Annotated in this window: 19 protein-coding genes and 1 tRNA gene; 10 read left to right on the top strand and 10 right to left on the bottom strand. The window is 71.1% G+C overall.

Annotation, left to right across the window (positions count from 1 at the left end; translation table 11 throughout):
* The first annotated feature begins 50 nt into the window (after positions 1–50).
* Positions 51–491: a hypothetical protein gene (locus ABGB05_RS25520; RefSeq protein ID WP_347656134.1), complete on the top strand. Its 441-nt coding sequence runs from the start codon at positions 51–53 to the stop codon at positions 489–491.
* Here ABGB05_RS25520 and ABGB05_RS25515 read toward each other — a convergent pair.
* On the bottom strand, positions 462–1058 hold the full coding sequence (locus ABGB05_RS25515) for a hypothetical protein (protein ID WP_347656132.1): 597 nt from the start codon (positions 1056–1058) through the stop codon (positions 462–464). The genes ABGB05_RS25520 and ABGB05_RS25515 overlap by 30 nt on opposite strands.
* Positions 1059–1301: 243 nt before the next feature.
* On the opposite strand from ABGB05_RS25515, the gene ABGB05_RS25510 reads away from it, so the two are divergent.
* Positions 1302–3179: a S8 family serine peptidase gene (locus tag ABGB05_RS25510; protein ID WP_347656130.1), complete on the top strand. Its 1878-nt coding sequence runs from the start codon at positions 1302–1304 to the stop codon at positions 3177–3179.
* A 55-nt stretch (positions 3180–3234) separates the two neighbouring features.
* Here ABGB05_RS25510 and ABGB05_RS25505 read toward each other — a convergent pair whose 3' ends face one another.
* The 5 genes from ABGB05_RS25505 to ABGB05_RS25485 form a co-directional block, all read right to left on the bottom strand.
* Positions 3235–4044, bottom strand: a complete 810-nt coding sequence (locus tag ABGB05_RS25505; RefSeq protein WP_347656129.1) for a 3-ketoacyl-ACP reductase — start codon at positions 4042–4044, stop codon at positions 3235–3237.
* Positions 4041–5456, bottom strand: coding sequence for a hypothetical protein (locus ABGB05_RS25500; RefSeq protein ID WP_347656127.1), 1416 nt, complete (start codon positions 5454–5456; stop codon positions 4041–4043). Before ABGB05_RS25500 ends, ABGB05_RS25505 begins: the two co-directional genes overlap by 4 nt.
* A 131-nt stretch (positions 5457–5587) precedes the next feature.
* Entirely contained in the window at positions 5588–6394 is an 807-nt protein-coding gene (locus ABGB05_RS25495) for a WecB/TagA/CpsF family glycosyltransferase (protein WP_347656125.1), read from the bottom strand.
* Entirely contained in the window at positions 6391–7476 is a 1086-nt protein-coding gene (locus ABGB05_RS25490; protein ID WP_347656124.1) for an NAD-dependent epimerase/dehydratase family protein, read from the bottom strand. Before ABGB05_RS25490 ends, ABGB05_RS25495 begins: the two co-directional genes overlap by 4 nt.
* A gap of 107 nt (positions 7477–7583) precedes the next feature.
* Positions 7584–7666: transfer RNA gene (locus tag ABGB05_RS25485), tRNA-Leu, on the bottom strand.
* Between the two features lie 272 nt (positions 7667–7938).
* Here ABGB05_RS25485 and ABGB05_RS25480 point away from each other — a divergent pair.
* From ABGB05_RS25480 to pknB, 7 genes are all read left to right on the top strand, one after another.
* On the top strand, positions 7939–8733 hold the full coding sequence (locus tag ABGB05_RS25480) for a DUF3662 and FHA domain-containing protein (protein ID WP_347656122.1): 795 nt from the start codon (positions 7939–7941) through the stop codon (positions 8731–8733).
* A 4-nt stretch (positions 8734–8737) separates the two neighbouring features.
* Complete coding sequence (locus ABGB05_RS25475; RefSeq protein ID WP_347656121.1) at positions 8738–9220, top strand: FHA domain-containing protein; 483 nt, start codon at positions 8738–8740, stop codon at positions 9218–9220.
* Positions 9217–10680: a protein phosphatase 2C domain-containing protein gene (locus ABGB05_RS25470; RefSeq protein ID WP_347656119.1), complete on the top strand. Its 1464-nt coding sequence runs from the start codon at positions 9217–9219 to the stop codon at positions 10678–10680. The genes ABGB05_RS25475 and ABGB05_RS25470 overlap by 4 nt, the downstream gene beginning before the upstream one ends.
* A gap of 142 nt (positions 10681–10822) precedes the next feature.
* A complete protein-coding gene (locus ABGB05_RS25465) occupies positions 10823–12214 on the top strand; it encodes an FtsW/RodA/SpoVE family cell cycle protein (protein WP_347656205.1) in 1392 nt (463 codons plus the stop codon).
* Positions 12211–13716 carry a penicillin-binding protein 2 gene (locus ABGB05_RS25460; RefSeq protein WP_347656117.1) on the top strand — a complete coding sequence of 502 codons (1506 nt, stop codon included), beginning with the start codon at positions 12211–12213 and terminating at the stop codon, positions 13714–13716. Before ABGB05_RS25465 ends, ABGB05_RS25460 begins: the two co-directional genes overlap by 4 nt.
* Position 13717: 1 nt before the next feature.
* A complete protein-coding gene (locus ABGB05_RS25455) occupies positions 13718–15157 on the top strand; it encodes a protein kinase (RefSeq protein ID WP_347656115.1) in 1440 nt (479 codons plus the stop codon).
* On the top strand, positions 15154–16941 hold the full coding sequence (pknB, locus tag ABGB05_RS25450; protein WP_347656113.1) for a Stk1 family PASTA domain-containing Ser/Thr kinase: 1788 nt from the start codon (positions 15154–15156) through the stop codon (positions 16939–16941). Before ABGB05_RS25455 ends, pknB begins: the two co-directional genes overlap by 4 nt.
* 105 nt (positions 16942–17046) lie before the next feature.
* On the opposite strand, the gene ABGB05_RS25445 is transcribed toward pknB, so the two are convergent.
* The 4 genes from ABGB05_RS25445 to ABGB05_RS25430 are packed head-to-tail and all read right to left on the bottom strand — an operon-like array spanning position 17047 to position 20637.
* On the bottom strand, positions 17047–17697 hold the full coding sequence (locus tag ABGB05_RS25445) for an aminodeoxychorismate/anthranilate synthase component II (protein WP_347656111.1): 651 nt from the start codon (positions 17695–17697) through the stop codon (positions 17047–17049).
* An 8-nt stretch (positions 17698–17705) separates the two neighbouring features.
* Complete coding sequence (locus ABGB05_RS25440) at positions 17706–18002, bottom strand: hypothetical protein (protein ID WP_347656110.1); 297 nt, start codon at positions 18000–18002, stop codon at positions 17706–17708.
* A 5-nt stretch (positions 18003–18007) separates the two neighbouring features.
* Positions 18008–19819, bottom strand: coding sequence for a class E sortase (locus tag ABGB05_RS25435; protein ID WP_347656204.1), 1812 nt, complete (start codon positions 19817–19819; stop codon positions 18008–18010).
* A gap of 5 nt (positions 19820–19824) precedes the next feature.
* Positions 19825–20637 carry a DUF881 domain-containing protein gene (locus ABGB05_RS25430; protein WP_347656109.1) on the bottom strand — a complete coding sequence of 271 codons (813 nt, stop codon included), beginning with the start codon at positions 20635–20637 and terminating at the stop codon, positions 19825–19827.
* A gap of 223 nt (positions 20638–20860) precedes the next feature.
* Between ABGB05_RS25430 and ABGB05_RS25425 the strand changes: the two genes are divergently transcribed.
* Positions 20861–21124, top strand: a complete 264-nt coding sequence (locus ABGB05_RS25425; protein WP_347656107.1) for a cell division protein CrgA — start codon at positions 20861–20863, stop codon at positions 21122–21124.
* Positions 21125–21149: the final 25 nt, after the last annotated feature.

Here is a 21149-nt window from a genome sequence, read left to right as displayed (position 1 = left end):
CGACCGCGGCCCGCCGAGGGGTTCGCGACCGAGCGAGGCAGGCGAGACAGATGGCGATCGGGTCGGAAAATCTGGGCAACGGTTCGGGCAAGTCGGACCGGTTCGTCGGCAAGTACCGGGGTGCGCGCCGGGACGGCGGTACCACGGTCGAGGAGTCGTCGGCCGGCGCCGATCTCGGCCCGGTCGAGGCGACCGCCGCCGAGCGGCCACCCGAAGTGCCGCCGGAACTGGCCGGCAGCGCCACGACGGACCGGGGGCCGACCCTGCCGTCGCTGGACATGGGCGGGCTGACCGAGCCGGTCTTCCCCCCGGCGGGCTGGCCCGACCTGCCCCGCTCCGAGCCGCTGGTGGACCACCCGCTGCTCCGTGGCCTGTTGTTGGAACTGCCACCGAAGGGGACGATCCCCGGCTCGGTCTGGCTCGACCGGTGGTTCGAGGCGGCCCGGGCGATCCTCGAACTGCTATACGTGCAGGACTCGCGTACCCGATGAGGGTGAGCGGCGGGTGACCGCGCGCTCCGCCAGGCTGCTGTGCCGCAGCGCGTGCCGGACGCCGATCGTGCCGACCGCGAGCACCGCGACGGTGAGCACCACGCCGAGTTTGCCCGGGCCGGTCAACGGCACCAGACCGGTGGCGTCGACCAGGACCGGCACCATCACCAGCCCGGTGACCTGCACCGGCAACACGACCATCGGATGAGCGGCCGCGGCCCGTAGCCGCGGCGGGGCCGGGGTCCGGGGTGCGGCGGCGAAGGCGCCGGCGCGGAGCCGGAGCCGACGTATCCGCCGTACCGTCAACAGGGCGACGAAGCCGGCGGAACCGAGCGGCAGCGCGAGCCCGGCGGCGGTCCGGTCGACCAACGTCGGCCCGGACTCGACCAGGCCGGCCAGCAGCACGCCGCCGAGCCCGGCGAGGCCGAGCGCGGCGAGCCCGAAGAGCAGCCCGGCGCGCCGACGCAGCGCCCGCGCGGTCCGCAAGCCCGGCAGCCCGTCGGCGACGAACCCGGCGGCCAGCCAGACGGCGGCGATCGCGAGCAGGATGGCGAGGTCGGTGTCCATGGTATTGATGCTTGCCCGTTTCGTCGCCGGGCGAATCCGGGTCCGTCCCGGCCGTCACCCGGAGAAGACGGCGTCGGAATCCAGGATTTTTCGGTCTCACCCGTAGGGGTCATCCCTTCGGAGATATAGAAGATTCGACATCTGCCGCTATCCGTCCCGGCCGCTTAACCTCAGCACGATCGGCCCGCTGATCCCCCACCACGAGCGGGTGGACGGTTCGTGCCGATCGGAGGGAGGAGGGAGATGAATCTCCCGCGTAGGTCCGTTGTCGTCGGAGTCACAACCCTGGCCATGCTCGCCATGGTGGCCACCCCGGCCGTGGCGGCCGAACCGGAGGGACCCATCCGCAGCGCGGGCGGGGCCACCGCCGTTCCGGACAGCTACATCGTGGTCTTCAAGGACAGTTCGGTCAGCCGGAGCAACGTCGCGACGGCGGCCAAGGGCCTGGCCGGCAAGCACGGTGGCGCGGTGGCGCGCACCTACTCCGCCGCACTGCGCGGCTTCGAGATCAGCGCCTCCGCGAAGGCGGCGGCCCGGATCGCGGCCGACCCGAGCGTGGCGTACGTCGAACAGAACCACACCGTGCACACCATGGCCACCCAGCCGAACCCGCCGTCCTGGGGCCTGGACCGGATCGACCAGCGGAACCTGCCGCTGAACAGCTCGTACACGTACCCGACCACGGCCAGCAACGTGAACACGTACGTCATCGACACCGGGATCAACTTCAACCACAACGACTTCGGTGGTCGGGCGGTCAGCGGGTACGACGCGGTCGACGGCGGGTCGGCCGACGACTGCAACGGCCACGGCACGCACGTCGCCGGCACCGTCGCCGGTACGTCGTACGGGGTCGCGAAGGGCGCCCGCATCTACGGCGTACGCGTGCTCAACTGCTCCGGCAGCGGCACGAACGCCCAGGTCGTCGGCGGCATCGACTGGGTCACCGCGAACGCGGTGCGCCCGGCGGTGGCGAACATGAGCCTCGGCGGCGGCGCCAACACGGCGATCGACACCGCGGTGAACAACTCGATCAACGCGGGCATCACCTACGTGGTCGCGGCCGGCAACGGCAACGCCCTCGGGGTACGCCAGAACGCCTGCAACTACTCGCCGGCCCGGGTGCCGAACGCGATCACCGTCGGCGCGACCCAGAACAACGACGCGGCGGCGAGCTTCTCCAACTTCGGCACCTGCGTCGACATCCTGGCGCCGGGGGTCGGCATCACCTCCGCCTGGTACACCAGCAACACCGCCACCAACACCATCAGCGGTACGTCGATGGCGTCACCGCACGTCGCCGGCGCCGCCGCCCTGGTGCTGTCGGCGAACCCGACCTGGAGCCCGCAGCAGGTCCGGGACTACCTGGTCAACAACGCCACCCCGGACGTGGTCAGCAACGTCGGCACCGGCACCCCGAACCGGCTGCTGTACGTCGTCAACGACGGCACCCCGCCGCCGACCAACGACTTCTCGGTCTCGGTCTCCCCGACCTCCGGGTCGACCGCGCCGGGCGGATCGGTCACGGCGACCGTGTCGACGGCGACCACCGCCGGCTCGGCCCAGTCGGTGAGCCTGTCGGCGAGCGGTCTGCCGTCCGGCGCCACCGCCACGTTCAGCCCGAGCACGGTCACCTCGGGCGGCTCGTCGACGCTCACCATCGCCACCTCGGCGAGCACCCCGTCCGGCACCTATCCGGTGACGGTGACCGGCACCGGCGCCTCGGCGACCCGGACGGCGACCTTCAGCCTGACCGTGACCGGGACCGGGGGCGGCTGCTCGGGCAGCAACGGCACCGACGTGTCGATCCCGGACACCGGCGCCACGGTGAGCAGCAGCATCACCATCGCCGGCTGCAACCGGAACGCCTCGTCGACGTCGCAGGTGGGCGTGAACATCGTGCACACCTACCGGGGTGACATCGTCCTTGACCTGGTCGCCCCGGACGGCACCGTCTACCGGGTGAAGAACAGCAGCATCATCGACGGCACCGACAACATCAACACCACGTACACCGGCAACCTCTCCTCGGAGGCGGCGAACGGCACCTGGCAACTGCGGGTCCGGGACGTCTACTCCGGCGACACCGGCTACCTCAACTCCTGGAGCCTGACGCTCTGAGCGCGGGACGGGGCCCCCTGCGATCGTTCTCCGCAGGGGGCCCCTTCGGGCGCGGTCACAGGGTGCGCAGGTGGAACCCGCCGTCCACGTCGATCACCTGACCGGTGCTGAACGGCAGCAGGTCGGTGGCGACCGCCACCACGGCCCGGCCGACGTCGTCCGGCTGGCCCCAGCGCCGGATCGGGGTCAGGCCCTGGTGGAGGATGAGGTCGTCGTACCGGGCCTTGACCGGGCCGGTCATGTCGGTTTCGATGATGCCGGGCCGGATCTCGTACACGTTGATGCCGTGCTCGGCCAGCCGGGCGGCGTAGAGCTGCGCGGTCATCGCCAGCCCCGCCTTCGCCACGCAGTAGTCGCCCCGGTTGACGCTGGCGGTGTAGGCGCTGATCGACGAGATGATGACGATCTTCGGTCGGTCGACCCGGCCGGCCGCCTGCTGCGAGATCATCGTCTTCGCGGCGAGCTGGATCAGGAAGTACGGCCCCTTCAGGTTGATCCCGACCAGCCGGTCGAACGACTCCTCGCCGGCCTCCAGCAGGTCGGCCCGGACGTTCGGCGCCACCCCGGCATTGCTCACCAGCAGGTCGAGTCGGCCGAACGCGGCGGTCGCCTCGTCGATCAGGTGCTGGCGGTCGGCCTCGACGGAGACGTCGGCCCGGACCAGGTGAGCCCGGCCGCCGAGCGCCTCGACCTCCTTGCCGACCTCGGCCGCCGCCTCCGCGTTGCTGGCGTAGTTGACCACCACGTCGTACCCGGCTCCGGCCAGGGCCAGCACGATGCCGCGACCGATGCCGCGGGAGCCGCCGGTGACGACCGCCGCCGGTCGCCCGGTCGGACCGGTCCGCGGCCCGTCCGACCGGGTCACGCCGGGGTCCCGGCGGCGGCGAGGGTCGGCTCGGTCGCGCCGAAGAACGTCAGGTACGGCTCGTCCCGGGCCACCCGCTGCAGGTAGAGCGCCAGCTCCCGGGCGTGGTAGTCACCCCACATGCTGGACTCGCCGTTCGGCACCCGCTGCCCGGCGGGTACGTGGTCCCAGCCGTTCGGGCGGTGGTAGACCGAGTGCAGGATCAGTCCCTGGTGTCCGGGGTCGGTGCTGAGGTAGGGCTCGTCGAAGAGGGTGCCGGCGACGGTGAGTCCGGCCTGCCGGTATCGTGCCCCCTCCTCGGTTCGGCCGAGCCCGGTCAGGTGGCGACCGAGTCGGAGCAGCCCCTGCGCTCCGATCGCCGCCGCCGACGAGTCCACCGGCTCCTCCGGGTTGTACGGGTCGGCCGGGCGGTCTAGGTGGTCGCCGAGCCGGGCCAGCCCCGGCGCGCCGGTGTCCCAGTACGGGATTCCGTCGGTCGGGCTGTGCGCCAGGTAGAAGTCGCAGGTGGCGGTGGCGGCCCGGAGCAGCGTCGCCTCGACCGCGGCCCGCCCGCCGTACGGCTCCAGTTCCTCGTCGGCGAGGGTGGCGACGAACTCCAGCTGCTCGGGGAAGCCGAGCATGGCCCAGGCGAGTCCCCGGGTCCAGGTGCTGAACGGGGAGTAGCCCTGCTGGGTGCTCGGGCACCGGTAGCTGCCGTCGTTCACGTTGAAGATCGACTCGTGGGCGGTCCGCCCGGGTACGTCGTAGCTGTCCCGCCCGTCGCCGTAGAAGACGTTCCACCGGGCGGTGTTGGTGGCGTGCTCGACGAGCCGGCCGAGCAGTGAGATCCGCTCGTCCCGTTCACCCATCAGGACGTGGCCGAGCTGGTGTGCCACGGCGAGCGCCCGGCAGGACCGGATGGTGTCGACGAAGAGCGACTGTGGACCGTTGAACGAGTAGATGTAGCCGGTCCCGTCCGAGGTGGTGCGCCAGCGGCTGGCCTGGACCGCGCCGCTCACCTTGAGCGCCAACTCGTAGAAGTCCCGCTCGGCCCGGTTGGTGGGGATCCGCCCCTCGCGCATCAGCCGCCACAGGTTGCCGTACGTGCTGACGTTGTTGAAGCCGTGGTCGTGCACCCCGATGTGGCTGACGTGGCTGGCCATCACCGCCACGGTCCGGTCCCGACCGAGGTCGAGGAACCGCTGCTCACCGGTGGCGTCGTACTGCAGGAGCGCCGAGCCGTACTGGAAGCCCTGGGTCCACTCGGTCCAGCCGCGCGCGGTGTACCGGCCCTCGACGGTGAACACCGGCGACGGCGAGCCGGGCGGGCAGCTCTGCTCGATCGAGTCGATCTTCTGCGCGGAGACCTCCCACAGCCGGCCGATCCTGGGTAGCAGGGCGGCGGGGGTCAGCTCCTGGTCGATCCTCATCATCGGACCAGCATAGGAAAGCGCTTGCCCAAACGACAGGGGCGGGTGAGGGCAGGCCGGAAAACGTCGGGACCCCCCGGGTACGTACCCGAGGGGTCCCGACGATGGATCAGGTGTGGGCCGCGCGGCGCGGGTCAGACCGCGAAGCTGGCCGGACGCTCGGTCGCGGGGGGCGGCGGGGTCGCCTTCCACCAGCCGAGCTTCTGCGCGGTCAGCCGCCCGACGTACGCCGGGTTGAGCACCATGTAGCGGTGGAAGAGCCGCTTCGGCTCCAGACCGAACCGCCACAGCCACTCCAGGCCGACCCGCTGCATCCACGGCGGCGGCTTACGGAGCAGGCCGGCGTGGTAGTCGAAGGCGGCGCCGACCGCCATCAGCGGCATGTCGAGCAGCGGCCGCATGGCGTACGTGAAGACCTCCTGGCGCGGGCAGCCGAGCCCGACCAGGACCAGCCGGGCCCCGGAGGCGCGGATCCGGTCGGCGATCTCCGCGTCCTCACCGGGCTGCACCGGGCGGAACTTCGATGCCTCCACCCCGGCGATCTTCAGCGCCGGGAACATCCGCTCCAGCTCCGGCACCAGCCGGGCGAGCGTGGCGTCGGTCGAGCCGTACAGGTAGACCGGCAGACCCTCGTCGGCGAACCGGGCCAGCACGCTCAGCGTCAGGTCCGGGCCGTAGACCCGCTCGGCCAGCGCGGCGCGGTGCAGCAGGTTCAGTGCCCAGCGGACCGGCTGCCCGTCCGGGGTGACCACGTCGAAGGCGTTGAGCCGGGCGTTGTGCGCCGGATCCAGCACCCCGGTCATCACCCCGTGCACGGCCAGCGCGGTCAGCGCCAGCGGGCGACGCTCCCGGCCGGCGGTCACCACCTGCTCGGTCGCCGCCTCGTAGTCGATCGCGTCGACGAGGACACCGAGGATGTTGCGCTTACCCCGAGAGATCACGACCGCTCCCCAGCCTGCGGCACCCACTTGTCGACGTTCGCCTCGTAGATCTCCTGCAGGATCATCGGTACGTCGTACACCTGCTTCCAGTCCGGGTAGTCGGCCTGGAAGGCGGCGTTCGAGCCGATCCACCACTGGTGGTCGCCGACCCGGTTCGCCTCGACGTACTCGGTGACCATCTCCTGCCCGGTGATCCGCTCGGCCAGCGTGAACGCCTCCCGCATGGAGGTGTTGGAGTGCCGACCGCCGCCGAGGTTGTAGACCGCCGCCGAACGCGGGTTGCGGAAGAACGCCTCGAAGGCGGCGACCACGTCGTGGCTGTGGATGGCGTCCCGGACCTGCTTGCCCCGGTAACCGAAGATCTTGTACGTCCGGCGTTCCATGTTGGCCCGCATCACGTAGCCGAGGAAGCCGTGCAGTTCGGTGGCGGAGTGCGCCGGACCGGTCAGCGTGCCGCCCCGGAAGCAGGCGGTCTTCATGTCGAAGTAGCGCCCGTACTCCTGCACCATCACGTCGGCGGCGACCTTGGAGGCGCCGAAGACCGAGTGCAGGGTGGCGTCGATCGACATGTCCTCCTTGATCCCGTCGAAGTACGGGTGGTCGGCGGCGAGTTCCCACCGGGTCTCCTGCTCGACCAGCGGCAGGCTGTTCGGCCGGTCGCCGTAGACCTTGTTGGTCGAGCAGTGGATGACCGGGGTGTCGACGCAGTGCTCGCGGACGTTCTGCAGGACGTTCAGCGTGCCGCCGGCGTTCACGTCGAAGTCGGTGTACGGGTCACGCACCGCCCAGTCGTGCGACGGCTGCGCGGCGGTGTGCACCACCACGGCGATGTCGCGGCCGTACCGCCTGAAGATCGCCGCCAGCGCGTCCCGGTCGCGGATGTCGGCGTCGTGATGGGTGTACGCGTCACCGAGGTCACTGGTGAGCCGTAGCACGTTCCAGGCGGTCGACGCCTCGGCACCGAAGAACTGTCGGCGCATGTCGTTGTCGATACCGACCACGTCCAGACCGAGTCCGGCGAAGTGCCGGACCGCCTCGGATCCGATCAGGCCTCCGGATCCGGTCACCAACGCGACACTCACATGCCACTCCTGCTCTGAGGGTCGGAAACCACCGGAGCATAGCGCGGTGCCGGCTTTGCCCCGATATGACGAAGGGGCTCCGTGATACCACGGAGCCCCTTCAGCGGTGGGGAAGGGGGGAGTTGAACCCCCACGCCCTTTCGGGCACACGGACCTGAACCGTGCGCGTCTGCCATTCCGCCACTTCCCCTTGCGAGGCGTGAGCCCTGAAGACCCTAAGCCCTGGACGGGCTTCGAACCAAACCGGCTCCACCTCGAGCGCGCCACAGGACGGTAACGATCTGTCCGGAGCCCACTCTTCGGCATGTGCCGGGACATACTACGCTGTCCCTGTTGCCGCCACGGGCGTTACCGCTCGCGGCGGATGGAAGAGTAGCACGACCAGACCCGGCCCCTGAGGAGAGGCCGGCTGCAGGCGGCCGAGCGGCGTACGAGCTGTACGTGCGGCGGCCGGATACCATCATGTCCTCGGAACCCGAGGAGGAGCCGGTGAGCGTGCTGCAACGCTTTGAGAAGCGTCTGGAGGGCCTGGTCGAGGGGGCCTTCGCAAAGGTGTTCAAAGGGGTCGTGCACCCCGTCGAGATCCTCAACGCGATGCAGCGGGAGGCCGAGGCGCACAAGGCGATCCTCGCTGGCGGGCGCACCCTCGTGCCGAACCGCTACGTGATCGATCTCTCCCCGTACGACCACAGCCGGTTGGCGCCGTACGCCGCCGCGCTCGCCCAGGAGCTGGCGCAGTCGCAGGCGGAGTTCATCGGCGAGCAGGCGTGGACGGTCTACGGCGACGTCATCGTCGAGATCGAGCGCGGCGACGGCCTGGACACCGGCATGTTCCGGGTCACCGCCGAGGTCTACACCGGCGGTGACGTGGCGCCGGTGCACCAGTCCCCGTACGACGCGCCCGGCCAGCCCGCCTACCCCCCGTACGACCAGGGTGGCGGCTACGGCCCGCCGCCCGGGCACGGGCAGGGTGGCCGCAACATCCGACTGGTCTCCGGCGACGGCCGGACCTATCCGCTGCAGATGGGTTCCACCGTGATCGGCCGGGGCGACCAGGCCAACCTCCGGCTGCCCGACGTCGGGATCTCCCGTCGGCACGCGCGGCTCGACTTCGACGGTGCCCAGGTGGTCCTCACCGACCTCGGCTCCACCAACGGGACGATGGTGAACGGCCAGCGGATCTCGGCCGTCGCGCTCAACCCCGGAGACATGATCCAGCTCGGTACGACCACCCTGACGTTCCGCGTGGACGGTTGAAACCTTGCCCCCATTCGTCCTGACCGTCGCCAGAATCGGGTTCATCGTCCTGCTGTGGATCTTCGTGTTCACCGTGGTCGGCGTGATCCGTCGAGACCTCTTCGCCGGAGCGCGCTCCAGCCGCCTCGTCGCCGCGCCGCGCGGGGTGGGGGCCGCGCTGGGGCAGAACAAGCCGGCGAAGGTCAAGCGGGGCCGGGCGGCGCATCAGCTGGTCGTCACCGGGGGCCAGCTGGCCGGCACCCGGATAACCCTCGGCGAAGCCCAGATCACCATCGGCCGGGCGGAGGACTCGACCCTGGTGATCACCGACGACTACGCCTCGGCGCGGCACGCCCGACTCGTGCCCCGGGCCGGGCAGTGGTACGTCGAAGATCTCGGTTCGACTAACGGGACCTACCTCGATCGCGCTAAGGTCACCGGACCTACCCCCGTCCCCCTCGGCGTGCCGATCCGGATCGGCCGCACTTCACTCGAATTACGGCCATGACTCTGACCCTGCGTTATGCGGCGCACAGCGACCGTGGGCTGATCCGAGACGGCAACCAGGATTCCGTCTATGCCGGGCCACGGCTTCTCGCCGTCGCCGACGGTATGGGCGGGATGGCCGCCGGTGACGTCGCCAGCAACATCGTCATCGGTGCCATGGCGCCGCTCGACGAGGACGTCCCAGGTGACGCCCTCGTCGACGCGTTGCGTTCGGCCGTGGACACCGCCAACCAACAGTTGCGCGACACCGTGGACGCCAATCCACACCTGGAGGGGATGGGCACCACGCTGACCGCCCTGCTCTTCTCGGGCAGCAAGATCGGCATGGTGCACATCGGCGACTCGCGCGCCTACCTGCTCCGCAACGGCGAGTTCAACCAGATCACCAAGGACGACACGTACGTCCAGATGCTGGTCGACGAGGGCCGGATCAGCCTGGAGGAGGCGAGCAGCCACCCCCAGCGCTCGCTGCTCACCCGGGCCCTGGACGGCCGGGACATCGACCCCGAGTACTCCGTACGCCAGGTGCTGCCCGGTGACCGTTACCTGATCTGCAGCGACGGTCTCTCCGGGGTGGTCAGCGCCGAGACGATCGGGGACACCCTGCGGGAGTACCCCGACCCGCAGCACTGCGTCGAGCGGCTGGTCCAGCTCGCCCTGCGCGGCGGCGGACCGGACAACATCACGGTGATCATCGCCGACGCGAGTGACCAGGACATCCTGGAGGCGGCACCGATCGTCGGCGGTGCGGCGTCCCGGGACCGGGGCATGGCGACCTCGGCCGACAGTTCCACCCCGGCCGCCCGCGCCTCGGCGCTCTCCCCGCCCCGCCCGCCGAGCCCGGAGCAGACCGAGACCGACAACACCGACGACGGCGACGAGGAGAACAACCGGCCCCGCCGACGGCCGTTGCGGACCGCGTTGCTGGTGGTCGCTCTGCTCGCGGTGGTGGGCGGCGGCCTCTGGGGCGGCTGGACCTACACCCAGCGGCAGTACTACGTCGGCGCCACCGACGACGGCCAGCTCGCGGTCTTCCAGGGCGTACAGGGACGGATCGCCGGCCTCGAGCTCAACACCGTGCACCAGCTCAGCTCCACCGAACTCGACGACCTGACCGTCGCCGCGCAGGAGCAGGTCCGGCAGGGCATCGTGGCCAAGGACGCGCCCGACGCCGAGCGGCGGCTCGCCGAGCTGACCAACGAGGACCCGAACAACCCCAACCTGAAGCCGATCTGCCCGTCGACCCCCGCGCCGGGCGTTTCCGCCTCCGTCGCGCCGGGCGCCACCGCCACCGCCACCCCGAGTGCCTCCGCCCCGTCCTCGCCGCGGGCCGGTACCCCCACCCCCACCCCCGGCCGATCCGTGCAGGCCTCCGCCACCCCGGCGGACTCGCCCGACGCCCCACCGTCCGACCCGCTTCCGCCGGCCAGCGACCCGGCGGAGTGCCGGTCGATCGAGTGAGCGTCAGCTCCGACGACCCGAGGGATTCATCGTGACCGCCCCGCCTGGATCGGTAGCCACGCCCGCGCCGACGGGCGAGCTGCCGCGCGTCCGGTCGACCACGGCCAGACGCAACGCCGAACTGGCGCTGCTGCTGTTCGCCATGGCCCTGGTGGCGGCGTACGCGGCGACGGTCGAGGCGACCCTGCTCCAGACGGTGACGCTCGACTTCTGGGTGCCGACCGCCGCGCTCACCGTGGTCTTCCTCGCCCTGCACGTGGTGGTCCGGTGGCGGGCACCGTACGCCGACCCGGTGCTGATGCCGGCGGTCGCCCTGCTCAACGGGCTCGGCGTGGCCTTCCTGCGCCGGCTCGACCTGGTCGACTCCGAACTCGCGCCGCAGGACCGGGCCGACTTCCCGATCTTCGCCGGTATCGGTGGCCGACAGCTCGCCTGGACCCTGGCCGCGGTGGTGCTCGCCGCCGTCCTGCTGGTCCTGATGCGCGACCACCGGGCGATCTCCCGGTACTCGTACACCCTGGGGTTGGCCGGTATCGTCCTGGTGATGCTGCCGGCGGTGCTGCCGCGCAGGTTCTCCGAGATCAACGGCGCCAAGCTCTGGGTCATCATCCCCGGCCTCGGCCAGATCCAGCCCGGTGAGTTCGCCAAGCTGGCCCTGCTGGTCTTCTTCGCCTACTACCTGGTCCGCAAGCGTGAGGTGCTGTCGCTGGCCAGCCGGCGCTTCCTCGGCATCGACTTTCCGCGCGGCCGTGACCTCGGCCCGGTGCTGGTGGTCTGGGCGGTCAGCCTGCTGGTCCTGATCTTCGAGAAGGACCTCGGCACCTCACTGCTCTACTTCGGCATGTTCGTGGTCACCCTGTACATCGCCACCGAGCGGGTCAGCTGGCTGATCATCGGTCTGCTGCTCTTCTTCGGCGGGGCGTTCCTGGCCTACTTCCTCGGCAGCACCGTCGGGGGGCCGTTCGCCAACTTCTACCTCCGGGCCGAGATCTGGCTCGACCCGTTCGCCGACCCGCACAACGCCGGCTACCAACTGGTGCAGGGGCTGCTCGGTCTCGGCACCGGCGGCCTGTTCGGCGCCGGGCCGGGCGGTGGACAGCCGGACCTGGTGCCCGAGGTGCACAACGACTTCATCTTCGCCGGCATGGGCGAGGAGATCGGCCTCTTCGGCCTCTCCGCGCTGCTGGTGATCTACCTGCTGGTCGTCCAGCGGGGGCTGCGGGCCGCGCTGGCCGTCCGGGACTCGTTCGGCAAGCTGCTCGCCGGCGGTCTCTCCTTCACCCTGGGCCTGCAGGTCTTCGTCATCGTCGGCGGGATCAGCAAGCTCATCCCGCTCACCGGCCAGACCACCCCGTTCCTCTCGGCCGGTGGTTCGTCGCTGATGGCGAACTGGCTGCTCATCGCGACGCTGCTGCGGATCTCCGACGCGGCCCGCCGACCGGTCGAGTCCGGCGGCGCGCCACGACAGAGCGGGGCACCCGCCGGACCGCCGGTCCAGTTGCACGGCGCCCCAACGGAGGTGATCCGACCGTGAACGCGCCCCTGCGCCGGGTAGGCGTCGTGGTGATGGTCCTGTTCGGCCTGCTCTTCGTCAACCTCAACTACGTGCAGGCCCTCAAGGCCGACGACTACCGCAACAGCGACTACAACGGCCGGGTCCAGGTCGCCGAGTACCAGCGCAAGCGTGGCATCATCGAGGCGGCCGGCACCCCGTTGGCGACCAGCAGGGAGACCGACGGGACGCTGAAGTTCCTCCGGACGTACCCGAAGGGCGAGGTCTACGCCCACGTGCTCGGCTACAAGCCGGTCAACCTCGGTGCCACCGGGATCGAGAAGAGCGAGAACGAGTTCCTCGCCGGCACCAGCGACCAGCTCTTCGCCGACCGGCTGCGGGACCTGTTCACCGGCAAGCAGACCGCCGGCGGTGACGTGCTGCTCACCCTCTCGCCCCGGGCCCAGGAGGCCGCCTTCAAGCAGCTCTCGGAGAACCGGGTCGGCGCGACCAGGGGGGCCGCGGTGGCGATCGACCCGCGTACCGGGGCGATCCAGGCACTGGTCTCGATGCCGAGCTTCGACCCGAACGAGCTGGTCGACCCCAGCACCAAGCAGGCCCAGGCGGCGTACGACAAGCTGCTGGCGGACAAGGACGGCCCGCTGAAGAACCGGGCGCTCTCCGAGGTCTTCCCGCCCGGCTCGACCATGAAGGTCATCATGGCGGCGGCGGCCCTGGAGAACGGCTACACCCCGAACACCAACATCCCGGCCGGTGCCAGCTACCTGCCGCCGACCGGTGGCCAGCCGATCCGGAACGCCGCGCCGAGCATCTGCCCGGAGGACGAGGTGACGTTGAAGGACGCGCTCACCGAATCCTGCAACACCGGCTTCGCCAAACTCGGCGTCAAGCTCGGCTCGCAGAAGATCAAGGACGAGGCCCGGAAGTTCGGCTTCGAGGACGAGGAACTCGCGGTGGGCCGGCTGAACGAGGGCGGCCAGTCGGTGGCGCCCAGCCGTACCGGCGACATGGTCGCCCCCGGCGGCCAGGACGACCCGCCCTCGGTCGCCCAGTCCTCGATCGGGCAGAACAACGTCCGGATGACCCCGCTCGAAGGTGCCATGATCGCCGCCGCGGTGGCCAACAACGGCCAGCAGATGCGGCCGTACCTGGTGGACCAGCTGCTCGGCCCGGACCGCACCACCAAGTACTACAAGGCGGCCCCGAAGCAGCTGCGCCAGTCGGTCAGCGGCGACGTGGCCCGGACGCTGCAGGACATGATGGTCAGCGTCGTGCAGAACGGCACCGGTACGAACGCCCGGATCAACGGCTACCGGGTCGGCGGCAAGACCGGTACCGCCGAGAACGGCGGCAACACCCCCGACCACGGTTGGTTCATCGGTTTCGCGTTGAACGACAAGGGCGAGCCGATCTCCGCCGTCTGCGTCTTCCTGGAGGCCGCCGGCCCCGGCGGCAGTGGCGAGGCGGCGCGGATCAGCGGCGAGATCATGCGTGCCGTCATCGCCGACCGGGGAGGCCGGTGACATGCTCAAGCCCGGGGTGCTGCTCGGCAACCGCTACCGCCTCGACGAGCGGATCGCCGGTGGCGGCATGGGCGACGTCTGGCGGGGCACCGACGAGGTGCTCGGCCGGACCGTGGCGGTCAAGATCCTGCTGCCGGCCCTGCTCGACGAACCGGGGTTCGCCGAACGGTTCCGGGGCGAGGCCCGGACCATGGCGACCATCAACCACCCCGGGGTGGTCGACGTCTACGACTACGGCAGCGACCAGCAGATCGCCTTCCTGGTCATGGAGTACGTCGAGGGCGACGCGCTGTCCCGGACGCTGAGCCGGGTCGGCCGGCTCACCCCGGCCCGGACGATGGCCCTGGTCGCCCAGGCGGCCGACGCGCTGCAGGCCGCCCACGACAAGGGCATCGTGCACCGGGACGTCAAGCCCGGCAACCTGCTGGTCCGGCCGAACGGCACCCTGGTCCTCACCGACTTCGGCATCGCCCGCTCGGACATGGTCGGCCAGCTCACCGCCGCCGGCTCGGTGCTGGGCACCGCGTCGTACATCTCGCCGGAGCAGGCGGCCGGCGCCGTCGCCACCCCCGCCTCCGACGTGTACGCGCTCGGCGTGGTGGCGTACCAGTGTCTTGCCGGCCGGCGGCCGTTCGAGGGCAACACCCCGATCGACATCGCCATGAAACACGTCCGGGACCAGCCGCGACCGCTGCCCGGTGACATCCCGCCGGCGGTCCGGGCGATCGTCGAGCGGTCGATGGCGAAGGACCCGGCGACCCGGTGGCAGAGCGCCGCCGAGCTGGCCGCGGTCTCCCGGCAGGCCGCCGCCACCATCGGTACGTCGCACCAGCCCGCCCGACCGGTGGTCGCGATCCCGATGCCCCCGCAGCAGCCGGGTCCGCCCACGCCGCCACGGGGACCGGTCTCGACCCCGCCCGCATCCCGGCCGACCTCCGGGCACAGCGCCCGGGTGGCACCGAACTTCCCGCCGGCGGTCACACCGCACTCCCCGGTGGCGCCGCCGCACTCGCCGGCCGCCCCGCCGCACCCGGCGGTACCGGCCCCCCGACCGCCAGCCGGCGCGACCCCCGGTCCGGCCGGTTACAACCGTGGGGCGGCGGCGGTGCCGCAGCCGCCCCGCCCCCGGGCCGACGCCCCCTACTCCTACCCGGCGAGGCCGGTCGGCCCGACGTCGACCGCACCCTCCGGAAACCGCTCGTTGCTGATCGTGCTCTTCGTCGTACTGGGCCTGATGGTGTTGATCTGTTCGGGCGTGATTGCCTATCAGTGGCGACAGGCACAGTTGAACGGCGGGATGGCGGGGACGAGGGTGACGGCAGCGGACTCCTGGTCGGTAAGCGGACGCGACGATTCGCCGAACGCGCCGTACCGTCAGGTGGAGCGGACCGGCAATCCCTGGCCGGGTTACCAGACGAGCGAAGGACGAGACACGAGATGACGGCGCAGGCCCGCCTGCTGGGAGGCAGGTACCAGGTCGGCGAGCTGCTCGGGTACGGCGGCATGGCCGAGGTGCACCGTGGTCGTGACCTTCGACTCGGTCGTGATGTCGCGATCAAGATGCTCCGTACCGATCTTGCCCGGGACGACACGTTCCAGATGCGGTTCCGCCGGGAGGCGCAGAACGCCGCGTCGCTGAACCACCCGGCGATCGTCGCGGTCTACGACACCGGCGAGGAGATCGCCCCGACCGGCGAGACCCTGCCGTTCATCGTCATGGAGTTCGTCAACGGCCGGACGCTGAAGGAGGTGCTCGCCGCCGAGGGGCGGCTGATGCCCCGCCGGGCGCTGGAGATCACCGCCGACGTCTGCGCCGCCCTGGAGTTCAGCCACCGACACAACATCATCCACCGGGACATCAAGCCCGGAAACGTGATGATGACCCAGACCGGCCAGGTCAAGGTCATGGACTTCGGTATCGCCCGGGCACTGGCCAGCGGGGCGACCACGATGACGCAGACCAGCGCGGTGATCGGGACCGCCCAGTACCTCTCCCCGGAACAGGCCCGGGGCGAGGCGGTCGACGCCCGGTCCGACGTCTACGCCGCCGGCTGTGTGCTCTTCGAACTGCTCTGCGGTCATCCGCCGTTTGTCGGCGACAGCCCGGTGAGCGTCGCGTACCAGCACGTCCGGGAGGACCCGCCGTCGCCGAGCGACATCAACCCGGACGTCACCCCGCCGATCGACGCGATCGTCCTGAAGGCGCTGTCGAAGAACCCGCTCAACCGCTACCAGAGCGCCGCCGAGATGCGCGCCGACCTGCTCCGGGCGGCGGCGGGCCGCCCGGTGATGGCGACCCCGGTGCTGCGGGAGGACGAGACGGTCCGGATGGCGCAGCAGCCGCCGGCCCGCCCGGTCTCCGGTGGCGGGCGGCCGATGCCACCGGCGGCCCGGGTCGGCGACGCCCGTCGACGCCGCTCCTCGGCCTGGGTGATCGCCACCCTGAGCGCGCTCGGCGTGCTGGCCGTGATCGCCCTGGTCGCCGCCCTGGTGCTGCGGGAGTCGCCGCAGAAGGTGCCGGTGCCGGACGTGGTCGGCGCCAGCCGCGACGTCGCCGCACAGCGGCTGGAACAGGCCGGGCTTACGGTGCAGAACGGGCAGCCGGACACCAGCGACGACTGCGAGGTGGGCCAGGTCACCGGTCAGACCCCCGCCGCCGGTGCTCAGGTCACCGAGAAGTCCACGGTCGAGATCGTGCTCTGCACCGGGCCGGGCACCGTCGAGGTTCCGCTCGGCCTGGTCGGCGGAAAGTACGAGTTTGTCGAGGCCCGGCTGAAAGAGGCGGACCTGGAGGCCGACCGCAAGGACGTCGACAACGAAGCACCCGAGGGTGAGGTCGTCAAGATCAGCCCTGCGTCCGGCGAGAAGGTGAAGCCGGGCAGCAAGGTTGTCGTCGAGGTCTCCCGGGGCAACATCATCTCGGTGCCGAACGTGGTCGGACTCTCGCCGGAGACGGCGCAGGCCCGACTGCGGGAGGCCGGCTTCCCGTCCCGGCTGACCGACGGCAGGGAGGTCGGCCCGGACGAGGTTCCGGAGGTCGAGAAGCAGAGCCACACCAGGCCGACCAAGCGCGGCACGACCATCGTGCTCACCGTCACGGTGCCGGGAGAGCAGCTCCCCGAGAACCCGCCGACGGGGCCGCCGACCACCCCGCCGCCGACCGAGCCGCCGGGCGGGGGTGGCGGGATCCTGCCGCCGCTCACCAGTTCGCCGCGGACCCGCTGACGACGCGGCCGGGTCGGGGACTGCCCCCGGTCCGGCCTTGGTCGCGGACCGGCCGTGGTCACGATCCGGCGTGGTCGCGGACCGGAATCTAGCGGGGGCGGCGACTCAGGTGGTGGCGAAGGCCGCCAGCCGCCGGGCGTTTACCTCGGCGGCCAGCGCCGGAGCCCGGTCCAGGGCGGCGGGCAGACCGCAGGCGGCCAGCCAGTTGGCCAGCAGCAGGTGACCGCCCTCGGTCAGCACCGACTCGGGGTGGAACTGCACACCCTCGATCGGCAGGGTGCGGTGCCGCATCGCCATCACCACCCCGGACTCGGTCCAGCCGGTGACCTCGATCTCCGCCGGCAGCGTCTCCGACGGTACGGCGAGCGAGTGGTACCGGGTCGCGGTGAACGGATCCGGCAGGCCGGCCAGGACTCCCTCGCCCCGGTGTCGGACCTCGGACGTCTTGCCGTGCAGCAGCTCCGGTGCCCGGGTGACGGTGGCGCCGAACGCGGCACCGATCGCCTGGTGCCCCAGGCAGACGCCGAAGATCGGCAGTTTGCCGGCGTACTCGTGGATCACGTCGAGGCAGATCCCGGCCCGGTCCGGCGCCCCGGGGCCCGGGGACAGCAGCACCCCGGCCACGTCGAGCCGGCCCACCTCGGCCACGCTGATCTCGTCGTTGCGGCGTACCTCGCAGTCGGCGCCGAGCTGGCCGAGGTACTGCACGAGGTTGAAGACGAACGAGTCGTAGTTGTCGATCACGAGGACGCGCATCGGGTCGCCTACCTGGTGGGGCTGGGTGGTGGAGTGTTGTTCTCTTCGGTGTCGTACGGGATGTCGTGTTCGTCGCCCGGAGCGTCCTGCTCTCCCCCGACCCCGTCGACCCCCGCCTCGCCGCCGGCCGGGTCGTCCCCGGGGATACCGGATTCGACCTGTACGTCGTCGAACGGTAGCAGCGGCTCGGCCCAGGGGAAGACGACGTACCAGAGCAGGGCGAGCAGGCTCGCGGTGATCAGGAGTGAGCCGAGCAGCTTCCCCGGCAGGCCGAACGGCAGCTTCCGCCAGATCCAGGCGTACATGACGGTCAGCCACCCAACTCGGCCGGGCGCGGGCTGCCCGGTGTCTTCGGATCGGTCCGGACCAGCTCGGCGTGGATGATCAGGCGCTGGTAGTTGTCGAACTTGGGATTGCAGGTGGTCAGGGTCAGCATCGCCTTCTTCGGTTTGGCGCCGGGCTGACCGGGTACCGGCGCGACCACCTCCACCTGGGACGGCTTGACGATCCGGGTCTGCGAGACGTGGTAGACGTACCAGGCGTTCCTGGCCTCGACGACGATCGGGTCGCCGTTGCGCAGTTCGTCGAGACGCCAGAAGGTGGCACGGTTGCGGTGGCCGGCGACGGAGAAGTTGCCGACCTGGCCGGGCAGGGCGCTCTTCGGGTAGTGACCGGGGGCGTACCGGATGTCCTTCTGGGTCACCCCCTCGACCACGATCCACTCCTTGTCGAACTTGGGGATGTAGAGCCCGGCGATCGGTTTGCCCTGGACCGGTTTGACGGGGGACGGGGTGACGGTCGGGGTCGGGCCGGTGGAGACCGTCGGGTCGGGCTCGTCCCACTGCTGGGCCAGTTGCTGGCCGAGGTCGTCCTGGTGGGCGTTGACGATTGTCGACTTGCCCCAGATCTCGTACGCGGCGAAGAGGAGCACCACCAGCCCGAAGGTGATCAACACTTCGCCGGTGGCCCGTACGCCGGTGCGGATCCGGGACCCGAGCGTGGGTCGGGTCAGTTCGGAGTAGACACTCTTGTAGCCCTCGCCGACCTGCTCCGGGCGGAGTCGGACGACCTTTTCGCCACGGCGTGGCCGGCGTTCGGCCTCCGCCGCCCCGGTGTTGTCGTCCGGCTCGTCGCTGGTTGCGGGCCTGGGCGGGATGGCGCCGATGAGTGCGGTCGCCTCGATGTCCTCCCGCTGCCCCCGGGCGGTGCCGCCGCTTCCACCGGTCCGGGCGGACACGGCGGGGATCAGCGCGGTGGCCGCCGGGTCGGAGTGCGGGGTCGGCGGAATCTTCGGGATGACGGTGGTCGGGCTGTCGACGGCCGGTGCGGTGCCGGTGCGGTCGCCGGTGGGCGGCGGCGCCGACGGTTGAGCGTGCGGCGTACGGCCGTGGTTGTCCGGCAGATCCGGACCGGACGGCCGGATCTGTCCCGTGTGCGGCGCCGGGCGGAGGCCGGCGGCCGGATCGGACCCGCCGGGTGCCGCCTGGCGCCACTCGGGGCTGGTGGCGGGCTCGGGCTGGCGCCACTCGGGGCTGGCGGCGGGGGACCAGCGCTCGGCGTCGGGCGCCGGGGTGGGCCGCCAGGGGTCGCGGTCGTCGCGGTCGGGGCCGGTCGCGCGGGCCGGCTCCCACCGGTCCTGGGCGCCCCGGGGTGCGGGATCCCAACCGGCCTGGCGCGGGCTGTCCCGATAGGGGTCCGTTGGCTGCCGCTGCTGCTCGACCCGATGCGGCGGCAGCTGCTGCTGGTCGGTCCGGGGTGGGGTGGTCCACTGGTCGGCCCGGCCGGGCGGCATCTGCTGCTGGGAGGTCCGAGGCTGTTGCCGTTGTTCGGACTGGGCGCCGGCGGCGGGTGGCCGGGCGTCCCGGTCCGGCGTGTCGCGCGGGCGTGGCCCGGCCGGTGACGTCGGTGGAGCCGCCCCACCCGCCACGGGTCCGGTGCCGGCCGGCCGGGTCACCGGACCGGTTTCGGCCGGCCGCTGCCCCTGGCTCCCGGAGGGCAGCGCGATGGTGTCCTCCGGGTCCGAGCGGGGGCTGTCCACCGGACGGGGAATGATCATGGTGGGGTCGTCGTGGTTCGAGGCACGGTGCCGACCGTTGCGCGCCGGATTCGGGTCGCCAGACATGGGGCTCACTCCGGAATGACCTTGGCGGACCGCAGCCCGCCGGGACCGTCGTACGCGGGTACGGTCACTGTCGGCTCCACGGTCTCCCGGTAGCCGAGTTGGTAGTGGTCGACGGCGTCCTTGAACAACCGGACCCCCTCGGAGGCGGCGAGGGCGCGTTGCAGGGCGGCCGGGTCGCCGATGGCGGTGATCAGGAAGGGTGGCGAGTACACCCGGCCGTGCAGCAGCAGGGTGTTTCCCACGCAGCGTACCGCGCTGGTGGAGAGGATCCGGACATTCATGATTGCCACCGCCTCGGCGCCGCCGGCCCAGAGCGCGTTGACCACGGCCTGTACGTCGCCCTGGTGCACCACGAGGTCGTCGTTGCTGGCGCCCGCCGGCTTGCTGCCGTCGGCGTGCTGGGGTGCGTCGTTGAGTTCGACGCTGACGCCGGGGCCGCTCAGCGCGGTGAATCCGGCGGCCTCCCGGTACGCCGCCGCGCGGTCCTGCTGGGCCCGGACCCTGCTGTCCGAGCCGCCGAGCGCGGCGGTCTGACTCTCGACGTCGTCGTGCAGGGCGGCGGCCTGTTCCTGGCCCGCCGCGACCTGTTCCCGACGCTCCTCGATGAGTTGGGCGAGTTTCGGTCGGCGGTCCTCGCGCAGTGAGGTGCCACCGGCGGTGGTGGCCGTGGTGGTGAAGAGCAGGCCGGCCGCGAGGGCGATCACCGGCACCCCGATCGACCAGCCGGTCCGGCGTGATTTCGACCGCCGGGGAAGCAGTGCGGCGATGGCCCGACGGAGTGCTTTCTGCCAGGAGGCGCCGCCGGTCGTGTACTCCACCGACCCTCCCTCCGGGTACAGTCGTTTCGTCGATTATGTCCCGTTCTGGAGGGATATGGTCGACGATCGGTATGATCAGTCGCCGTATCCAACCTGCCCGGGGTCCGTGGCCTGAACGGGTTCTCGCGACTACGCTAGCTGTCGAACATTATTGGCCATGGACCGTCGCCCTTGCGTCCGGTTGTAGGCCGGACGAGGATCACCACCCCCTCAGGAGAGCGCCGTGCCCAAGTCGCAGGTTCGTAAGAAGAAGGTGTACACACCGCCGACCGACGTACGACCGACGTCCACGGCGGCGACGCGTAAGCCTAGCCCGGTCTGGCTGCCGATCACCGCGGTGTCGTTGATCGTCTTCGGTATCGGCTGGCTGGTCGTTTTCTACCTTTCTGAGATGGAGTACCCGGTCGCCACCTGGCGCTACTGGAACCTCGCGATCGGGTTCGGTGCCATGGTCGGTTCGCTGGGGCTGCTGTCCCGCTGGCGCTGACCCTCCCCGACCGGCCTCCGCCGGC

This window comes from Plantactinospora sp. B5E13 (genome assembly GCF_039871775.1).
In the GTDB taxonomy this organism is placed as follows: domain Bacteria; phylum Actinomycetota; class Actinomycetes; order Mycobacteriales; family Micromonosporaceae; genus Plantactinospora.
The sequence above is the reverse complement of the archived record's forward strand: the minus strand, read 5'-3'. Positions and strand labels throughout refer to the sequence as shown.

Bases quoted from the DNA above. Each gene is read 5' to 3' on its own strand.
- ABGB05_RS25470 (WP_347656119.1), top strand. From the start codon at position 9,217: ATGACTCTGACCCTGCGTTATGCGGCGCACAGCGACCGTGGGCTGATC.
- ABGB05_RS25515 (WP_347656132.1), bottom strand. From the start codon at position 1,058: ATGGACACCGACCTCGCCATCCTGCTCGCGATCGCCGCCGTCTGGCTG.
- ABGB05_RS25435 (WP_347656204.1), bottom strand. From the start codon at position 19,819: ATGTCTGGCGACCCGAATCCGGCGCGCAACGGTCGGCACCGTGCCTCG.
- ABGB05_RS25440 (WP_347656110.1), bottom strand. From the start codon at position 18,002: ATGTACGCCTGGATCTGGCGGAAGCTGCCGTTCGGCCTGCCGGGGAAG.
- ABGB05_RS25520 (WP_347656134.1), top strand. From the start codon at position 51: ATGGCGATCGGGTCGGAAAATCTGGGCAACGGTTCGGGCAAGTCGGAC.
- ABGB05_RS25465 (WP_347656205.1), top strand. From the start codon at position 10,823: ATGGCCCTGGTGGCGGCGTACGCGGCGACGGTCGAGGCGACCCTGCTC.
- ABGB05_RS25510 (WP_347656130.1), top strand. From the start codon at position 1,302: ATGAATCTCCCGCGTAGGTCCGTTGTCGTCGGAGTCACAACCCTGGCC.
- ABGB05_RS25455 (WP_347656115.1), top strand. From the start codon at position 13,718: ATGCTCAAGCCCGGGGTGCTGCTCGGCAACCGCTACCGCCTCGACGAG.
- ABGB05_RS25500 (WP_347656127.1), bottom strand. From the start codon at position 5,456: ATGATGAGGATCGACCAGGAGCTGACCCCCGCCGCCCTGCTACCCAGG.
- ABGB05_RS25480 (WP_347656122.1), top strand. From the start codon at position 7,939: ATGTCCTCGGAACCCGAGGAGGAGCCGGTGAGCGTGCTGCAACGCTTT.
- ABGB05_RS25445 (WP_347656111.1), bottom strand. From the start codon at position 17,697: ATGCGCGTCCTCGTGATCGACAACTACGACTCGTTCGTCTTCAACCTC.
- pknB (WP_347656113.1), top strand. From the start codon at position 15,154: ATGACGGCGCAGGCCCGCCTGCTGGGAGGCAGGTACCAGGTCGGCGAG.